At 72.1% G+C, this 14,162-nt stretch carries 13 protein-coding genes; 9 read left to right on the top strand and 4 right to left on the bottom strand.

Annotated features, from left to right (window positions below; genetic code table 11):
- Positions 1-58 precede the first annotated feature (58 nt).
- A complete protein-coding gene (locus ABFJ78_RS22685; RefSeq protein ID WP_436388326.1) occupies positions 59-1,495 on the bottom strand; it encodes an aromatic amino acid ammonia-lyase in 1,437 nt (478 codons plus the stop codon).
- A 35-nt stretch (positions 1,496-1,530) separates the two neighbouring features.
- A complete protein-coding gene (locus ABFJ78_RS22680) occupies positions 1,531-2,004 on the bottom strand; it encodes a group II truncated hemoglobin (protein ID WP_436388325.1) in 474 nt (157 codons plus the stop codon).
- Between the two features lie 64 nt (positions 2,005-2,068).
- Here ABFJ78_RS22680 and ABFJ78_RS22675 point away from each other — a divergent pair, with 64 nt between their 5' ends.
- On the top strand, positions 2,069-2,419 hold the full coding sequence (locus tag ABFJ78_RS22675) for a winged helix-turn-helix transcriptional regulator (RefSeq protein WP_436388324.1): 351 nt from the start codon (positions 2,069-2,071) through the stop codon (positions 2,417-2,419).
- Positions 2,420-2,490: 71 nt separating this feature from the next.
- Here ABFJ78_RS22675 and ABFJ78_RS22670 read toward each other — a convergent pair whose 3' ends face one another.
- Positions 2,491-2,799 (bottom strand): ArsR/SmtB family transcription factor, encoded by a 309-nt coding sequence (locus ABFJ78_RS22670; RefSeq protein ID WP_436388434.1) that lies wholly within the window; start codon positions 2,797-2,799, stop codon positions 2,491-2,493.
- Between the two features lie 170 nt (positions 2,800-2,969).
- On the opposite strand from ABFJ78_RS22670, the gene ABFJ78_RS22665 reads away from it, so the two are divergent.
- The 8 genes from ABFJ78_RS22665 to ABFJ78_RS22630 all read left to right on the top strand — a co-directional run bounded on the left by ABFJ78_RS22665 (position 2,970) and on the right by ABFJ78_RS22630 (position 12,478).
- On the top strand, positions 2,970-4,184 hold the full coding sequence (locus ABFJ78_RS22665) for a glycoside hydrolase family 18 protein (protein ID WP_436388323.1): 1,215 nt from the start codon (positions 2,970-2,972) through the stop codon (positions 4,182-4,184).
- A 56-nt stretch (positions 4,185-4,240) separates the two neighbouring features.
- Complete coding sequence (locus tag ABFJ78_RS22660; RefSeq protein ID WP_400889443.1) at positions 4,241-4,906, top strand: DUF2461 domain-containing protein; 666 nt, start codon at positions 4,241-4,243, stop codon at positions 4,904-4,906.
- Positions 4,907-5,156: 250 nt separating this feature from the next.
- Positions 5,157-6,581 (top strand): pyruvate kinase, encoded by a 1,425-nt coding sequence (pyk, locus tag ABFJ78_RS22655; protein ID WP_436388322.1) that lies wholly within the window; start codon positions 5,157-5,159, stop codon positions 6,579-6,581.
- 36 nt (positions 6,582-6,617) lie between these two features.
- A complete protein-coding gene (locus ABFJ78_RS22650) occupies positions 6,618-7,514 on the top strand; it encodes an acyl-CoA thioesterase (RefSeq protein ID WP_436388321.1) in 897 nt (298 codons plus the stop codon).
- A 378-nt stretch (positions 7,515-7,892) separates the two neighbouring features.
- A complete protein-coding gene (locus tag ABFJ78_RS22645) occupies positions 7,893-8,795 on the top strand; it encodes a helix-turn-helix domain-containing protein (RefSeq protein ID WP_086678774.1) in 903 nt (300 codons plus the stop codon).
- A gap of 12 nt (positions 8,796-8,807) precedes the next feature.
- Entirely contained in the window at positions 8,808-9,011 is a 204-nt protein-coding gene (locus ABFJ78_RS22640) for a DUF397 domain-containing protein (protein WP_372668432.1), read from the top strand.
- A gap of 175 nt (positions 9,012-9,186) precedes the next feature.
- On the top strand, positions 9,187-9,393 hold the full coding sequence (locus tag ABFJ78_RS22635) for a hypothetical protein (protein WP_436388320.1): 207 nt from the start codon (positions 9,187-9,189) through the stop codon (positions 9,391-9,393).
- Positions 9,394-9,454: 61 nt separating this feature from the next.
- Positions 9,455-12,478 (top strand): helix-turn-helix transcriptional regulator, encoded by a 3,024-nt coding sequence (locus ABFJ78_RS22630; RefSeq protein WP_436388319.1) that lies wholly within the window; start codon positions 9,455-9,457, stop codon positions 12,476-12,478.
- 6 nt (positions 12,479-12,484) lie between these two features.
- Here the strand turns inward: ABFJ78_RS22630 and ABFJ78_RS22625 are convergent, their stop codons facing one another.
- Complete coding sequence (locus ABFJ78_RS22625; protein WP_436388318.1) at positions 12,485-14,095, bottom strand: succinic semialdehyde dehydrogenase; 1,611 nt, start codon at positions 14,093-14,095, stop codon at positions 12,485-12,487.
- Between the last annotated feature and the right edge of the window lie 67 nt (positions 14,096-14,162).

Genomic DNA, 14,162 nt, shown 5'->3' with positions numbered 1-14,162 from the left:
CCGCCTGTCGTCCGCCACTTGCTCCCGTTATTGGCGGATCGGGCGGTTCGGGTTCACGCTAGATCCGGGCGAGGGTGTCCAGGACGCCGACCGCGGCGGCGATGTCGCCGGTCAGCGGGCGGTCGTCGACGCTCTCGTCCAGCACCGAAGACGCCGCTTCGAACGCGTCGCGCACCGGCAGGTCCACCAGGTCGGCCTCGCGCATCCGCAGCGCGCGCACCGCCGCCACCAGCTCACACGCCAGCACCTGCTGGTAGGCCCCGCACGCCGCCGTCGCCGCGCGCGCCGCCTGCGTCGAGAAGCTCGCGTGGTCCTCGATTCCGCGGGACACCACCGCTGTGCCGAGCGTCGCCGGGAGCGCCGCCTGCCGCAGTTCCGTCAGCGCGTCGTGCGCCACGTACTCCAGGATCATCACGCCCGAGCTGCCCGCCGGACCCGCCGCGAGGAACGGCCGCAGCCCGGTGAACTCCGGCTCGACGAGGTCGCCGAGCCGCGCCACCGACAGCTCCGCCACCTGGTGCACGGTCGCGCGCGCCTGGTCCAGCGCGGTCGACACGTACGCCGTGTGGAAGTGCGCGTGGTGGTACGCGTCGCCGTGGACCGTCGAGATCATCGGGTTCTCGGTGCTGGCGTTGATCTCCACCGCGAGGACGTCCCGCAGGTAGTGGATCGCGTCCAGCGCCGGGCCCTGCACCTGCGGGAACGCCCGCAGCCCGAACGGGTCCTGGATCCGCCGTCCCGGCTTCGGCGTCTGGTGCATGCCCAGCAGCCGCCGCATCTCCGCGGCGCACGCGACCTGCCCGGCGTGCGGACGCGCTTCGTGCACCGGCGTCGCGTACGCCTCGGGGTTGCCGTCGAGCGCGACGTACGTCAGCGCCGCGACGGCGTGGCTCGCGCGCGTCAGCGTGTCCAGCCGCATCGCGGCGAGGGTCGCTTCGGCGAGCGTCGCGGCGTTGCTGCTCATGAACGCCAGCGCGTCGCCCGCGTGCACCGGCACCGGCGGGACGTGCCCGCCGACCCAGCCGCGTTCCCCGGTGAGCGCCAGCGCGGTCTCGGCCAGCGGCGCGAGGTCGCCGGTGCCGATCGCGCCGAGCCGGTGCACCAGCGGCAGCGCGCCGGTGCGGACGGCGTCGGCCAGCGCGCCGATCAGCTCGGGGCTGATCCCCGAGCGCCCGGTGAGGAGCTGGTTGAGGCGGATCAGCATCATCGCCCGCACCTGGCCCGGCGGCATTTCTTCACCGCTGCCGCCCGCGTGGCTGCGCAGCAGGCGCAGGCCGTGCTCGCGCGAGCTCTCGACGGTGTCGTCCTTGTTCGCGCCGACGCCGGTCGTGCGCCCGTAGACCACCCGCCGCGTGCTCAGGTCCTCGGCGAGCTTCCACGCGTGCTCGGCGGCGCGCAGCGCGGCGATCGAGACGTCGATACCCAGCGGCCCGTCGGTGCGCGCCGCGGTCACGACGTCGGCGCACCTGAGGGTCCGGCCGTCCACCCGGATCAAGGGCAGCCTCCTTTCAGCTGCCCCTCACTATGCGGCTAGGACGCGGGTGGCTGCCAGGGCGGCCTGGGCCAGTCCCAGTGCGGTACGGGTTCGTGCGGGTCCGGTTCGGCGCCGGGCGCGGAGAAGAGGACGGCCAGCCGGCTGCCCCACTCGAGGTAGCCGGCGAACGCGGCGCGGAACTCGGGGTCGGCGGGCAGGCCGGCCTCGTCGGCGGCGTCGAGCAGCAGCGTCACCCAGCGGCGGCGCTGCTCTTCGGTGATGGCGCGCCCGAGGTGGCGCCCGACCATGTGGGCGTGGCCGCCGCGGCTCGCGGAGTACTCGGCCGGCCCGCCGAAAACCTCGCCGAGCCACACCGCGACGTGCTTCGGGTGCTCCGGGTCCATGCCGCGGAAGACGGGTTCGAGCAGCGGATCTTCCAGGACGTGGCCGTAGAAGATCGTCAACAGCTTCACGAGGGCTTCGTGGCCGCCTGCCCAGTCGTAGAGGGTGGGGGTTTCTGGCACGATCACCCGCTCAGGCAACCAGTGGTTTTCCGGGCGGGCAACCACGTACTTTCCGGTGCGTAGGAGCGAGATGAAGCGGTACCACTGCGCGGTGGAGCTGGCGGTCGACCTGATCGGCGGCAAGTGGAAGCCGGTGATCCTGGCGCACCTGAAGGAGGGTGCGCACCGGTACGGCGAACTCCGGCGGCGCATGCCGGGGGTGAGCGAGAAGATGCTGACCCAGCAGCTGCGCGAGCTGGCCGCGGACGGCATCGTGCGCCGCGTGGAGTTCGACGGCCGGGTGCCGCGCGTCGAGTACCACCTGACGGAGGCGGGGGAGGAGCTGCGCCCGGCGCTGCAGGCGCTGTACGAGTGGGGCGAGCGGCGCGCGGCGGACCGCGGGCTGGCCTTCGGCCCGGCGCCGGCGCCCGAGCGGCCCTGACGCGAGGTCATGAACGACTCGTTCAGGTCCTCGGACGCGATGAACGACCCTTTCCTGACATCGCGGCGGCGTCAGCGGGGATCGGTCTCGTCCAGCCGGCGTTCCAGCGCGTCCAGCCGGTCCGACCAGAAGGCGCGGTACGGCGCCAGCCACGCGTCGACCTCGGCCAGGGGCTCCGGCCGCAGCGCGTAGCACCTTCGCTGGGCCGCCACCCGCACCGTCACGAGCCCCGCCTCGCGCAGCACCCGCAGGTGCTTGGACACGGCGGGCTGGCTGAGGGACAGCTCCTCGACCAGCTCGCCGACCGACCGCTCGCCGTCGCGCAGCAGGTCCAGGATCGTGCGGCGGCGGGGCTCGGCCAGCACCTCGAACGTCTGCATCACCCCCGAAATGTGCTCCGCCGGGCATATTCCTGTCAAGGAATGCACATGCCGACCACCGGGCTGCTTGGTCTGAACCATTGACCTAGTGGTCTAGTCCACTTACCGTAGGTGTGGTCTCCACCACGTGGTCCCCGTTGGTTGTCAGTAATTCTCCGAAGGGAGAAGGCATGTCCCGTTTCCGCAGGAAGAGCTTCTCGGCGCTGCTGACCGTGGCGGCCGCCGCGGGCCTCGTCGCGGGTGCCGCGGCCGCTCCGGTGGCCACCGCCGCCACCGAGGCCTCCGTCGGCAAGGTGGTCGGCTACTTCACCGAGTGGGGTGTCTACGACCGCAACTACCACGTCAAGAACATCGAGACCTCCGGCTCGGCGAGCAAGCTGACCCACATCAACTACGCCTTCGGCAACGTGACGAACGGCGGCTGCGCGATCGGCGACGCCTACGCCGACTACCAGAAGACCTACGACGCCGCGGGCAGCGTCGACGGCGTCGCCGACACCTGGGACCAGCCCCTCGCCGGCAGCTTCAACCAGCTCAAGAAGCTCAAGGCCAAGCATCCCGGGCTGAAGGTGCTCTGGTCGTTCGGCGGCTGGACCTGGTCCGGCGGCTTCGGGCAGGCCGCGCAGAACCCCGCGGCGTTCGCGAATTCCTGCTACAACCTCGTCAACGACCCGCGCTGGGCCGGCGTGTTCGACGGCATCGACATCGACTGGGAGTACCCCAACTCCTGCGGCCTTTCCTGTGACACCAGCGGTGCCGCGGCCTACAAGAACCTGATGGCCGCCCTGCGCGCCAAGTTCGGGTCGAAGCTCGTCACCTCGGCGATCACCGCCGACGGCACCAGTGGCGGCAAGATCGACGCGGCCGACTACGGCGGCGCGGCGCAGTACGTCGACTGGTACAACGTGATGACCTACGACTATTTCGGCGCCTGGGCGGCGCAGGGCCCGACGGCTCCGCACTCGCCGCTGACGTCGTACTCCGGCATCCCCTCCGCCGGCTTCTACTCCGACGCGGCGATCCAGAAGCTGAAGAGCAAGGGTGTCCCGTCGAGCAAGCTGTTGCTGGGCATCGGGTTCTACGGCCGCGGCTGGACCGGCGTCACGCAGAGCGCCCCGGGCGGCACCGCGACCGGCCCGGCGCCGGGCAAGTACGAGCAGGGCATCGAGGACTACAAGGTGCTCAAGACGTCGTGCCCGTCGACCGGCACGGTGGCCGGCACCGCGTACGCCAAGTGCGGCAGCAACTGGTGGAGCTACGACACCCCGGCGACGATCGCGGGCAAGATCTCCTACGCGAAGACGCAGGGGCTCGGCGGCGCGATGTTCTGGGAGCTGTCCGGCGACACCACGAACGGCGAGCTGATCACGGCGGTCGCCAAGTAGGACCCCGGGGGCACCGGCGCGAAAAGTGTCGGTGCCCCCGATTATCGTTCCTCCCCGTGAAGTTCAGCGGATTCGGCGAGTACGCCGTCGACTTCTACGACGGTCTCGTGGAGGACAACTCGAAGCCCTACTGGGACGACCACGTCGAGACCTACAAGTCCGACGTCCGGGCCCCGATGGAGGCGCTGCTCGCCGAGCTCGCGCCGGAGTTCTCCGACGGCTTCGGCGAGCCCAAGGTGTTCCGCCCCTACCGGGACGTCCGGTTCGCCAAGGACAAGACGCCGTACAAGACCCACTGCGGCGCGGTGATCGAGCAGGGCCGCGGCGGCGGCGCGTACTACGTCGAAGTCGGTCCCGAAGGTCTGCGCGTCGGCGGCGGCTGCTTCCACCTGGCGTCCGACCAGATCGCGCGGTTCCGGAAGGCCGTCGACACCGAGCTGCACGGCGAAGCGCTCGAGAAGATCTTGAAGAAGCTCGAGAAGGCCGGCTGGGAGATCCGCGGCGACCGGCTGAAGTCGAAGCCCCGCGGGTTCGACGCCGACCACCCGCGCCTCGACCTGCTGCGCTACCGCTCGGTCTACGCGGTCCGCGTCTGGGAGCCGGACGACGTCCTGCACGAGCGGGGCGCCCTCGAGCGGGTGAAGAAGGCGTGGCGGCAGGTGCGCGAGTTCAACGAGTGGGCCCGTGACCGCGTCGGGCCGAGCGAGCTGCCTCGCCGCTAGCCGCACAGGCGCCGGGCGGCTCGGTTGTGCCGCGCGGGCAGGCCCCGCCCCTGGATGACGTGAATGACTCATTCATGTCACCAGGCGACATGAATGAGTCATTCACGTCATGTCCGCCGGCCCGACCCCACCCCAGCACCCGAGCAACTCGGGAGACGCCCCCTGGCCGCGACCGGTTTCTGAACAGTTTTTCTGAACTTTTCGGGATCGGTACAGACGAACGCGCGAAGAGGGACTACGCTGTGCGAACGTGAGCCGACGCGCGAAGATCGTTTGTACCCTGGGCCCCGCCACCGCAACGCCGGAGAAGATGCGGGCCCTCGTCGACGCTGGCATGGACGTGGCCAGGATGAACTTCAGCCACGGCAGCCACAGCGACCACAAGGAGGTCTACGACCTCATCCGGGCCGCCGCCGCCGAGAGCGGGCGGGCGGTCGGCGTCCTCGCCGACCTGCAGGGCCCGAAGATCCGCCTGGGCACCTTCGCCGGCGGGCCGGTCGAGTGGCACAGCGGGGACGTCGTCCGGATCACCGTCGAGGACGTCGCCGGTACCCACGACCGCGTCTCGACCACCTACAAGGGCCTGGCGAAGGACGCCAAGCCCGGCGACCGCCTGCTCGTCGACGACGGCAAGGTCGGCCTGGTGGTCAAGGGCGTCGAGGGCCCGGACGTGGTCTGCGAGGTCACCGAAGGCGGCCCGGTCAGCAACAACAAGGGCGTCTCGCTGCCCGGCATGGACGTCTCCGTGCCCGCCCTCTCCGACAAGGACATCGAGGACCTCGAGTTCGCGCTGGAGCTGGGCGTCGACTTCATCGCCCTCTCCTTCGTCCGCTCGCCCGCCGACATCGACCTCGTCCACCAGGTGATGGACCGGGTCGGCAAGGGCCGGCTGCCGGTCGTCGCCAAGATCGAGAAGCCCGAGGCCGTCTACAACCTCGAGGCCATCGTGCTGGCCTTCGACGCGGTGATGGTCGCCCGCGGCGACCTCGGCGTCGAGCTGCCGCTGGAGCAGGTCCCGCTGGTGCAGAAGCGCGCCATCCAGATCTGCCGCGAGAACGCGAAGCCGGTCATCGTCGCGACGCAGATGCTCGAGTCGATGATCAACAACTCCCGGCCGACCCGCGCCGAGGCCTCCGACGTGGCGAACGCGGTCCTCGACGGCACCGACGCGGTCATGCTGTCCGGCGAGACCAGCGTCGGCCGGTACCCGATCGAGACCGTGCAGACCATGGGCCGGATCATCGAGGCGGTCGAGACCGACTCGCCGGTCGTCCCGCCGCTGACGCACGTCCCGCGCACCAAGCGCGGCGTGATCTCCTACGCCGCCCGCGACATCGGCGAGCGCCTCAACGCCAAGGCGCTGGTCGCATTCACGCAGTCCGGCGACACCGTGCGCCGCCTGGCCCGGCTGCACACGCGGCTGCCGCTGCTGGCGTTCACGCCGGAAGACTGCGTGCGCAGCCAGCTGTCGATGACCTGGGGCACCAACACCCACATCGTGCCGCGCGTGGAGTCCACCGACCAGATGATCCAGCAGGTCGACCACGCCATGCTCGACATGGGCAAGTACCAGAAGGGCGACCTGGTCGTCATCGTCGCCGGCTCCCCGCCGGGCACCGTCGGCTCGACCAACCTGATCCACGTGCACCGCCTCGGTGAAGACGACCACGCATAAGGGACGTCCCGCCCCCGCAGCACATAGGGTCTGGCCATGACTGAAATGGCCAGGACGGCCGCCACCGAACTGGAGATCCCGGGTGGCGGCCAGCCGGTGCTGGACCGCCTGATCGCGCTGCTCGACCTCGAGAAGATCGAGGAGAACATCTTCCGCGGCGTCTCGCCCGCCCACTCGCCGGTGCGGGTGTTCGGCGGGCAGGTCGCCGGCCAAGCGCTGGTCGCGGCCGGGCGCACGGTCGGAGAGGAACGCCGGGTCCACTCGCTGCACGCGTACTTCATCCGCGGCGGCGACCCCAGCGTCCCGATCATCTACGAGGTCGACCGCATCCGGGACGGCCGGTCGTTCACCACCCGCCGGGTCGTCGCCATCCAGCACGGCAAGGCGATCTTCTCGCTCTCGGCGTCGTTCCAGAAGGACGAACCGGGCATCGAGCACGCCGAGGCGATGCCGGAAGGCGTGCCCGCGCCCGAAACGCTGCCGACGCTGATGGAACGCGCCGAGGGCTACGCGATCGGCGCGCACAGCCGGCCGCGGCCGATCGACCTGCGCTACGTCAACGAACCGCCGTGGGTCACCCGCGAGACCGGGGAGCTGCCCGCGCGCAACCAGGTGTGGATGCGCGCCGACGGGAAGCTGCCCGACCAGCAGCTGCTGCACGTCTGCGTGCTGACCTACGCCTCGGACATGACGCTGCTGGACTCCGTGCTCGCCCGCCACGGCGTCTACTGGGACACCGACAAGGTGCTCGGCGCCAGCCTCGACCACGCGCTCTGGTTCCACCGGCCCTTCCGCGCCGACGAATGGTTCCTCTACGACAGCGTCTCGCCGACGGCGTCGGGTGCCCGGGGCCTGGCCACGGGCCGGTTCTTCGCCGAGGACGGCACGCTGATCGCGACGGTCGTCCAAGAAGGACTCCTGCGCGTCCTCTGACACCGGTCGGGTAATCACCCTTACGGGCGACAAATGCGCGGAATAATCATTCCGCCAATAGGGCATCGAGGCCGGGGAAGAGGTCCGGGACCGATCGGGGGACGGCCCCGGGCCTCTCCGCCGATGATCGCGCGGCGTACCGCCCGGCCATCGTCTACGCTGATCACAGGCTCGGCGCGGGGCTGGGGGAGAAGCCCGCCGTGCCCTGGCTGCGGCCTGTCGTCGCGCAGGGTGCGAGCATACAGAAGCATTTTGCAAATTGCAGAAGCGACGCGGGACCGGTTCGGGTAATCGGTGCCGTGCGATTACTCGACCGTTCATGTTGGATACTGGCAGCGAGCGTTCGGCTACGACGCCGTCGACACCCGGAGGTGCGCCATGGCAAGGGGACAGAGCCCCACGGTTCGCCGCCGGAGGCTCGCGGGCGAGCTGCGCAGGCTGCGCGAAGCCGCGGACCTGACGATCGACGAGGTGGGCGAAAAGCTCGAGTGCTCGGCGTCGAAGATCAGCCGCATCGAGACCGGCCACGTCGGGGTCACCCCGCGCGACGCCCGCGACATGCTGGCCCTCTACGGGATCACCGGCGACGAGCAGGAAGCGCTCGTCCAGCTGGCCAGGGAGGCCCGCAAGCGCGGCTGGTGGCACGCCTACAACGAGGTCTTCACCGGCACGTTCGTCGGGCTCGAGGCCGACGCCAGTTCGCTGCGCGCGTTCCAGGCGCTGCTGGTGCCGGGGCTGCTGCAGACCGAGCGCTACGCCCGCGCGGTGATCCGGGCGCTGCGGCCGGACGCCGAGGACGCCGAGATCCGGCGCCGCGTCGCCGCCCGGATGGCGCGCCAGGAGCTGCTGTCGGACACCCCGCCGCCGGAGTACTGGGCGGTGATGGACGAAGCCGTGCTGCGCCGGGTCGTCGACGGCCCCGAGGTGATGGCCGAGCAGCTCTACCGCATGGTCGCGGTCGCCGAGAAGCCGAACGTGACCATCCAGGTCGTGCCGTTCGGGGCCGGCGCGCACCCGGGCATGGAAGGCCCCTTCCTGATCATGGGGTTCCCCGAACAGGCCGACCCGGACGTCGTCTACGTCGACGACAGCACGTCCAGCGGCCTCTACCTGGAGGAGCCCACAGACGTCCGGCGCTACGGGCTGATGTTCGACCATCTGCGCGCGGCCGCACTGAAGCCGGACGACTCGGTGGACCTGATCGCCGAGGCCGCCGGGCGGTTCGCCGAACAGGCGGCCGTACCGGCTCCGGTGCACCAACTGGAACCGAGGACACAGTAAGGAGTGGGGACGATGGAAGACGGATTCTCCGGGGCGCGGTGGCGCAAGAGCAGCCACAGCGGCGGCGGGAACGACTGCGTCGAGGTCGCGTTCGTCGACGGTGGGGCCGCGCTGCGCGACTCGAAGGACCCCGAGGGTGGTGCGTTCCGCCTGCCCGCGTCGGGTTGGCGGGGGCTGCTGGCCGCGGTGCGGACCGGCGGCCCGGCGCACGACTGAGCCACTCAGGAACAACGCGCCTGGAGAAGACCCCTTACCCCCGCCGAGCTGGGCTCGACCGGGAGTAAGGGGTCTTTTGACGCGCAGGGCTGCGTGATCACCCGATGCCTGAGGTGCCCCCTCAGGACGAACCTGAGTGCTACCAACCGGAGAACTCGGGAAGTAGGGGAACACGATGCACAGCGATCTGATGCTCGACGCGGTCCGGGCCGAAGCGGCCTACCGGGCCGAGGAACTGCGGAAGGCCGGGCGCAGCGCCTGGGCCGGCCGCGCGCGCCGCGCCGTCCGGCACTTCCGGGCCGCGCGCAGCGACGTCGACGTACCGGCGCAGGAGCGCCGCGAGGCCGCGCGGGAGACCGTCGGCGTCGAAACCGCCCGGTGAGGGCCGGGTAATGGTGTCAATGGCGATAAGCGGTCGGAAACTGTCGGTGGGGTGAGCAAGAATGCTCCTCGTGCCCCGACTCGGCTCCGGAATCCCGCTCGTCGCCCGTACCCACGAGATGCGGCGGCTCCGCGCCGCCTTCGCCCGTGCCGAACGGGGCGAAGCCGGCGCGGTGCTGCTCTCGGGGGACGCCGGGGTCGGCAAGACCCGGCTGCTGACCGCGCTCGCCGAGCACGTCGAGGCGTGCGGTGGGCTGGTGCTCACCGGCCGCTGCATCGATGTCCGCGAAGGCGGTCTTCCTTATCTTCCGTTCGCCGAAGCGCTCGCCCCGCTGGGCAGTGCGGCGGACCCGGCGGTCGCCGCCGCGGTGCGGCTCCGGCCCGCGCTCGGGCGGCTCCTGCCGCAGGGCCAGGGCGTGGAGGAACCGCGCCCGGCCGAACACCCGCCGATGACCTCGAACGACCGGGAGACGATGGTGCGTCCCCGGCCCGAGCAGGATCTCGGTCAGCTGCAGTTGTTCGACGCGGTACTGGGGGTGCTGACCGAGATCTCGGAGTCGCGCCCGGTGGTGATCCTGCTGGAGGATCTCCACTGGGCCGACGCCTCGACCCGCAACCTGCTGTCCTTCCTGCTCAGCAGGCTGCGGGCGCAGCGGCTGCTGGTCGTGGGCAGCTACCGCGAGGAGGACGTGCACCGGCGCCACCCGCTGCGCGGCCTGTTGTCCGAGCTGTTCCGGCTCGCCACCGTCGAACGCGTCGACCTGCACCCGTTCGGGGCCGCCGACGCCCGCAAGTTCGTCGAGGCGCTGGCCGACGAGCCGCTGTCCGCCGACGTCGTGGCCGACATCGTCTCCCGCTCCGAAGGCAACCCGTTCTTCGCCGAGGAGCTGCTCGCCACGAAGACCGAGTGCAACGACCTGCCCGCCGGGCTCGCCGAAGTCCTCCTGTCCCGGCTCGAGCGGCTCTCGCCGGACACGCGGCGGGTCGCCCGGGTGATCTCGGTGGCCAACGAGCCGGTGATGCACGCGGCGCTCGCCGAGGTCTCCGCGCTGGGGGACCTGGAGCTCGACGAGGCCTTGCGCGAAGCCGTCCAGCACCACGTCCTGGTGGTGCTGTCCGACGGTTCCTACACGTTCCGGCACGCGTTGCTGCAGGAAGCCGTGTACGGCGACTTGCTGCCGGGGGAGCGGTCGCGCACGCACGCCGCCTACGCCGCCCGGATCTTGGCGCGGCCGCAGGGCCGCGGGCACGACGCGAAGCTGGCCTACCACTCGATGCAGAGCAGCGACCTGGTCACCGCGCTGCCGGCGCTGCTGCGCGCGATGGACGAGGCGGAAAAGCTCGGCGCGCCCGGGTCGGCGCTGCAGCACGTCGAACAGGCACTGTCCATCTGGGACGCCGTGCCGGCCGCCGACCGGCCCGAGGGCTTCGACGAGCTGCGGCTGCTGCACGAGGCGTCCTACTTCGCGGGCACGTCCGGCGAGCCCGAGCGGGCGGCCGCGTTCGCGCGCTCGGCCACCCGGGCGCTGACCCCGGACACCTCGGCCGACCGCGCCGCGAAGACGTGGCGGCGGCTGGCGGAGGCGCTGCTGGCGCTGGAAGGCACCCTGGACGAGGCGGTCGCGGCGATCGACCGGGCGTGGGACCTGGTGAAGGACACCGAGCCGAGCGGGACGCGCGCATGGGTGCTGGCCAGCCGGGCCGGGTTCCTCCGGATCCTCGAACAGCCGGAGGCGGCGCTGGACAGCGCGCGCACCGCGGTCGCCGACGCGCAGGCGGTCGGGGCGGCGGGTGCGGAGGCGGCGGCGCTGGTCACGCTGGGCACGCTGGCCGATTCACGCGGCGACGCCGCCGAGGCCCGTGAGTGGTTGCGCAAGGCCGAGCGGAAGGCCCGCGACGCCGGGGCCCCGAACACCGAGATCCGCGCGACCTACTTCCTCGCGCTGAGCTACCACGACCAGGCCGAGTTCGCCGAAGCGCTGGAGCACTCCACGCGCGGTGTCGCGCGGGCGGAAGAAGCCGGGCTGAGCTGGAGCGCCTTCGGGCTCGAACTGCGGGCGGGGCAGCTGGTCCTGCGCTACGTCATGGGCGAGTGGCCGGACGAGAGCGCCGGCCGGGCCGGGCGCGGGGTGTCCAGCGCGGTCGCCGCGCGGATCCAGGCCATCTGGGCGCAGTTCGTCGTGGCCCGCGGCCGGTTCGACGACGCCGCGAAGCTGATCACCGGGCTGCGGCAGCACTGGACCGCGGACATGCAGATCCCGCTGTCGGCCGGCGGCGCGGGGATCGAGCTGGCGTACTGGCGCGGCGAGCACGCCGAGGCGATGCGCCGGGCCGAGGACGTCATCGGCTGGCTGGAGCGGATCGAGCCCGGCCTGCTGGCGGGCATCCGGATGGCCGCCCTCGGCGTGTCCGCCGCGGCCGCGCTGGCCGCCGACGCCCGGGTCCGCGGCGACCAGGCCGCGGCCGGCGCCGCGGTGGCGGCGGGCGAGCGGCTGCTGGCGCACGGCCGGATGTGCTCGGTCGTCGGGCAACCGCGGTCGGGGACGCTCGGGCCGGAGGGCCGGGCCTGGCTGGCCCGGCTGGAGGCGGCGGCGTCCTGCCTGACCGGCCGGGGCGACGCGGAACAGTGGGCGGCCGCTGCGGAGGCGTTCGGCTACGGCGCCGTCTACGAGCAGGCGGTCTGCCGCTGGCACGAGGCGGAAGCGCTGCTGGCGGCGGACGGCGACGCGGGGCCGTCGCTCGAAGCGGCGCACGAGGTGGCGGTCCGCCTCGGCGCGATCCCGCTGCGCGACGCGGTCCGCGACCTGGCCCACCGCGCCCGCGTCGAGCTGGCGGGTGCCGAACCCGTGGCGCCGGTGCGCACGGTGGCGGACCCGCTGACCGACCGCGAGCGCGACGTCCTGGAGCGCGTGGCCCTCGGCCGCACGAACCGCCAGGTCGGCGAGGAGCTGTACATCAGCGAAAAAACGGTCAGCGTCCACCTGTCCCGCGTGATGGCGAAACTCGGCGCGAGCCGGCGCGCGGAGGCGGTGGCGATCGCGTACGACCGTGGGCTCCTCACGGCGCCCACGGCCGAACACGCGTGAGGTGCGTCAGCGCGGCAGGCGGCGCAGGGCCTTGAGGCCGGCCGTCATGCCGCGCGCCCACAGCGAACCCGGGACCCGCTTCGGCGGCCGCAGCGCCAGGCCGCGCTGCAGCGCGATCGACTGGGACTCGGTGTACTTCAGCAGGCCTTCGGCACCGTTGCGGCGGCCGACGCCCGAGTCCTTCATGCCGCCCATCGGCACGCCGACGCTGCCGAACGTCGCCGCGTAGCCCTCGTTGACGTTCACGGTCCCGGCCTTCAGGCGCGCCGCGACCTCCCACCCCGCGCGGCCGTTGCGCGACCAGACACTGGCGTTGAGCCCGAACGGCGTGTCGTTGGCGCGGTCGATCGCGTCGGTGACGTCGGTGTAGCCGTAGATCGAGACGACCGGGCCGAACGTCTCGTCCGCGAACGGCGCCATGTCCGGGGTGACGCCGGAAAGCACCGTCGGCTCGTAGAACAGCGGGCCGAGGTCGGGCCGGGCGCGGCCGCCGGTGAGCACCGACGCGCCCTTCGCGCGGGCGTCCTCGACGTGCGCGGACACCGCGGCGAGCTGTTCTTCCGACGTCAGCGACCCCATCTGGGCGTGGTAGTCCAGCGCGCCGCCGAGCTTCAGCGCCGCGGTCCGCGCGACGAACGCGCGGGTGAACTCGTCGCGGATGTCCTCGTGGACGTAGATCCGCTCGACCGACACGCACAGCTGGCCCGCCGAGGAGAAGCACGCGGTCACCGCGCCGGTCGCGGCCTTCGCGATGTCGGCGTCGGGCAGCACGATCATCGGGTTCTTGCCGCCGAGCTCCAGCGAGTACGACGTCAGCCGCTTCGCCACCTGCCCGGCCAGCTCCTTGCCGGTCGGCGTGGATCCGGTGAAGCACAGGTAGTCGGACTCCTCGATCAGCGCCGTGCCGATCTTCGAGCCGCGGCCGAGCACGATCTGCCACGTCCCGGCCGGCAGCCCGGCCTCCTCGGCCAGCTCGTGCAGCCACAGCGCCGAGAGCGCGGTCTGGTTGTCCGGCTTCTGCACCACGGCGTTGCCCGCGGCCAGCGCCGGCAGGACGTCCATCGCGGTGAGCGCCAGCGGGTAGTTCCACGGCGAGATGATCCCGACGACGCCCTTGGGGTGCCGGAGCTCGCCCGCGCGGGTCAGGCCGGGGATGACACCGGCGACGCGGCGCGGGGCGAGGATCTTCGCCGCGTGCTTGCCGTAGTAGGCCGCGACCAGCGCCGTCGCGCTGACCTCGTCGAACGCGTCGAGCCGCGCCTTGCCCGCCTCGACCTGGACCAGGTCGAGGACCTCGTCCTGCCGGGCGAGCACGAGGTCGTGCAGCCGGGTCAGGACGCGGGCGCGTTCGGCGGGGGAGCGGTCCGCCCAGGCCCGCTGCGCCGTGCGGGCGCTGTCGAACACCGCGCGGACGTCGGCGTCGGTGGCCTGGGGCAGCGTCGCGATCGGCTGCCCGGTGAAGGGCGCGCGCATGCGGATCGGCGCCGAGTCGGCGCCTCCGGCCACGCGGGCGACGAGCTGGGCCGCCCGCGCCGAATCGGGCGCCCCGGCGACGCCGCCGACAGTCGGCGGCAGCGGGGTGTCTTCGAGCGCGTTCGCGGGGGTCGTGCTGGTCATGACGTCTCCGTTCCGCGGCGTCCGGAGGTCCGGGCGCGACGCCGCGCAGGGGTTACCGACGAGTACA

It is taken from the genome of Amycolatopsis sp. MEPSY49 (assembly GCF_051337345.1).
Lineage (GTDB): Bacteria > Actinomycetota > Actinomycetes > Mycobacteriales > Pseudonocardiaceae > Amycolatopsis.
This window is presented reverse-complemented; position numbering and strand designations above follow the sequence as displayed.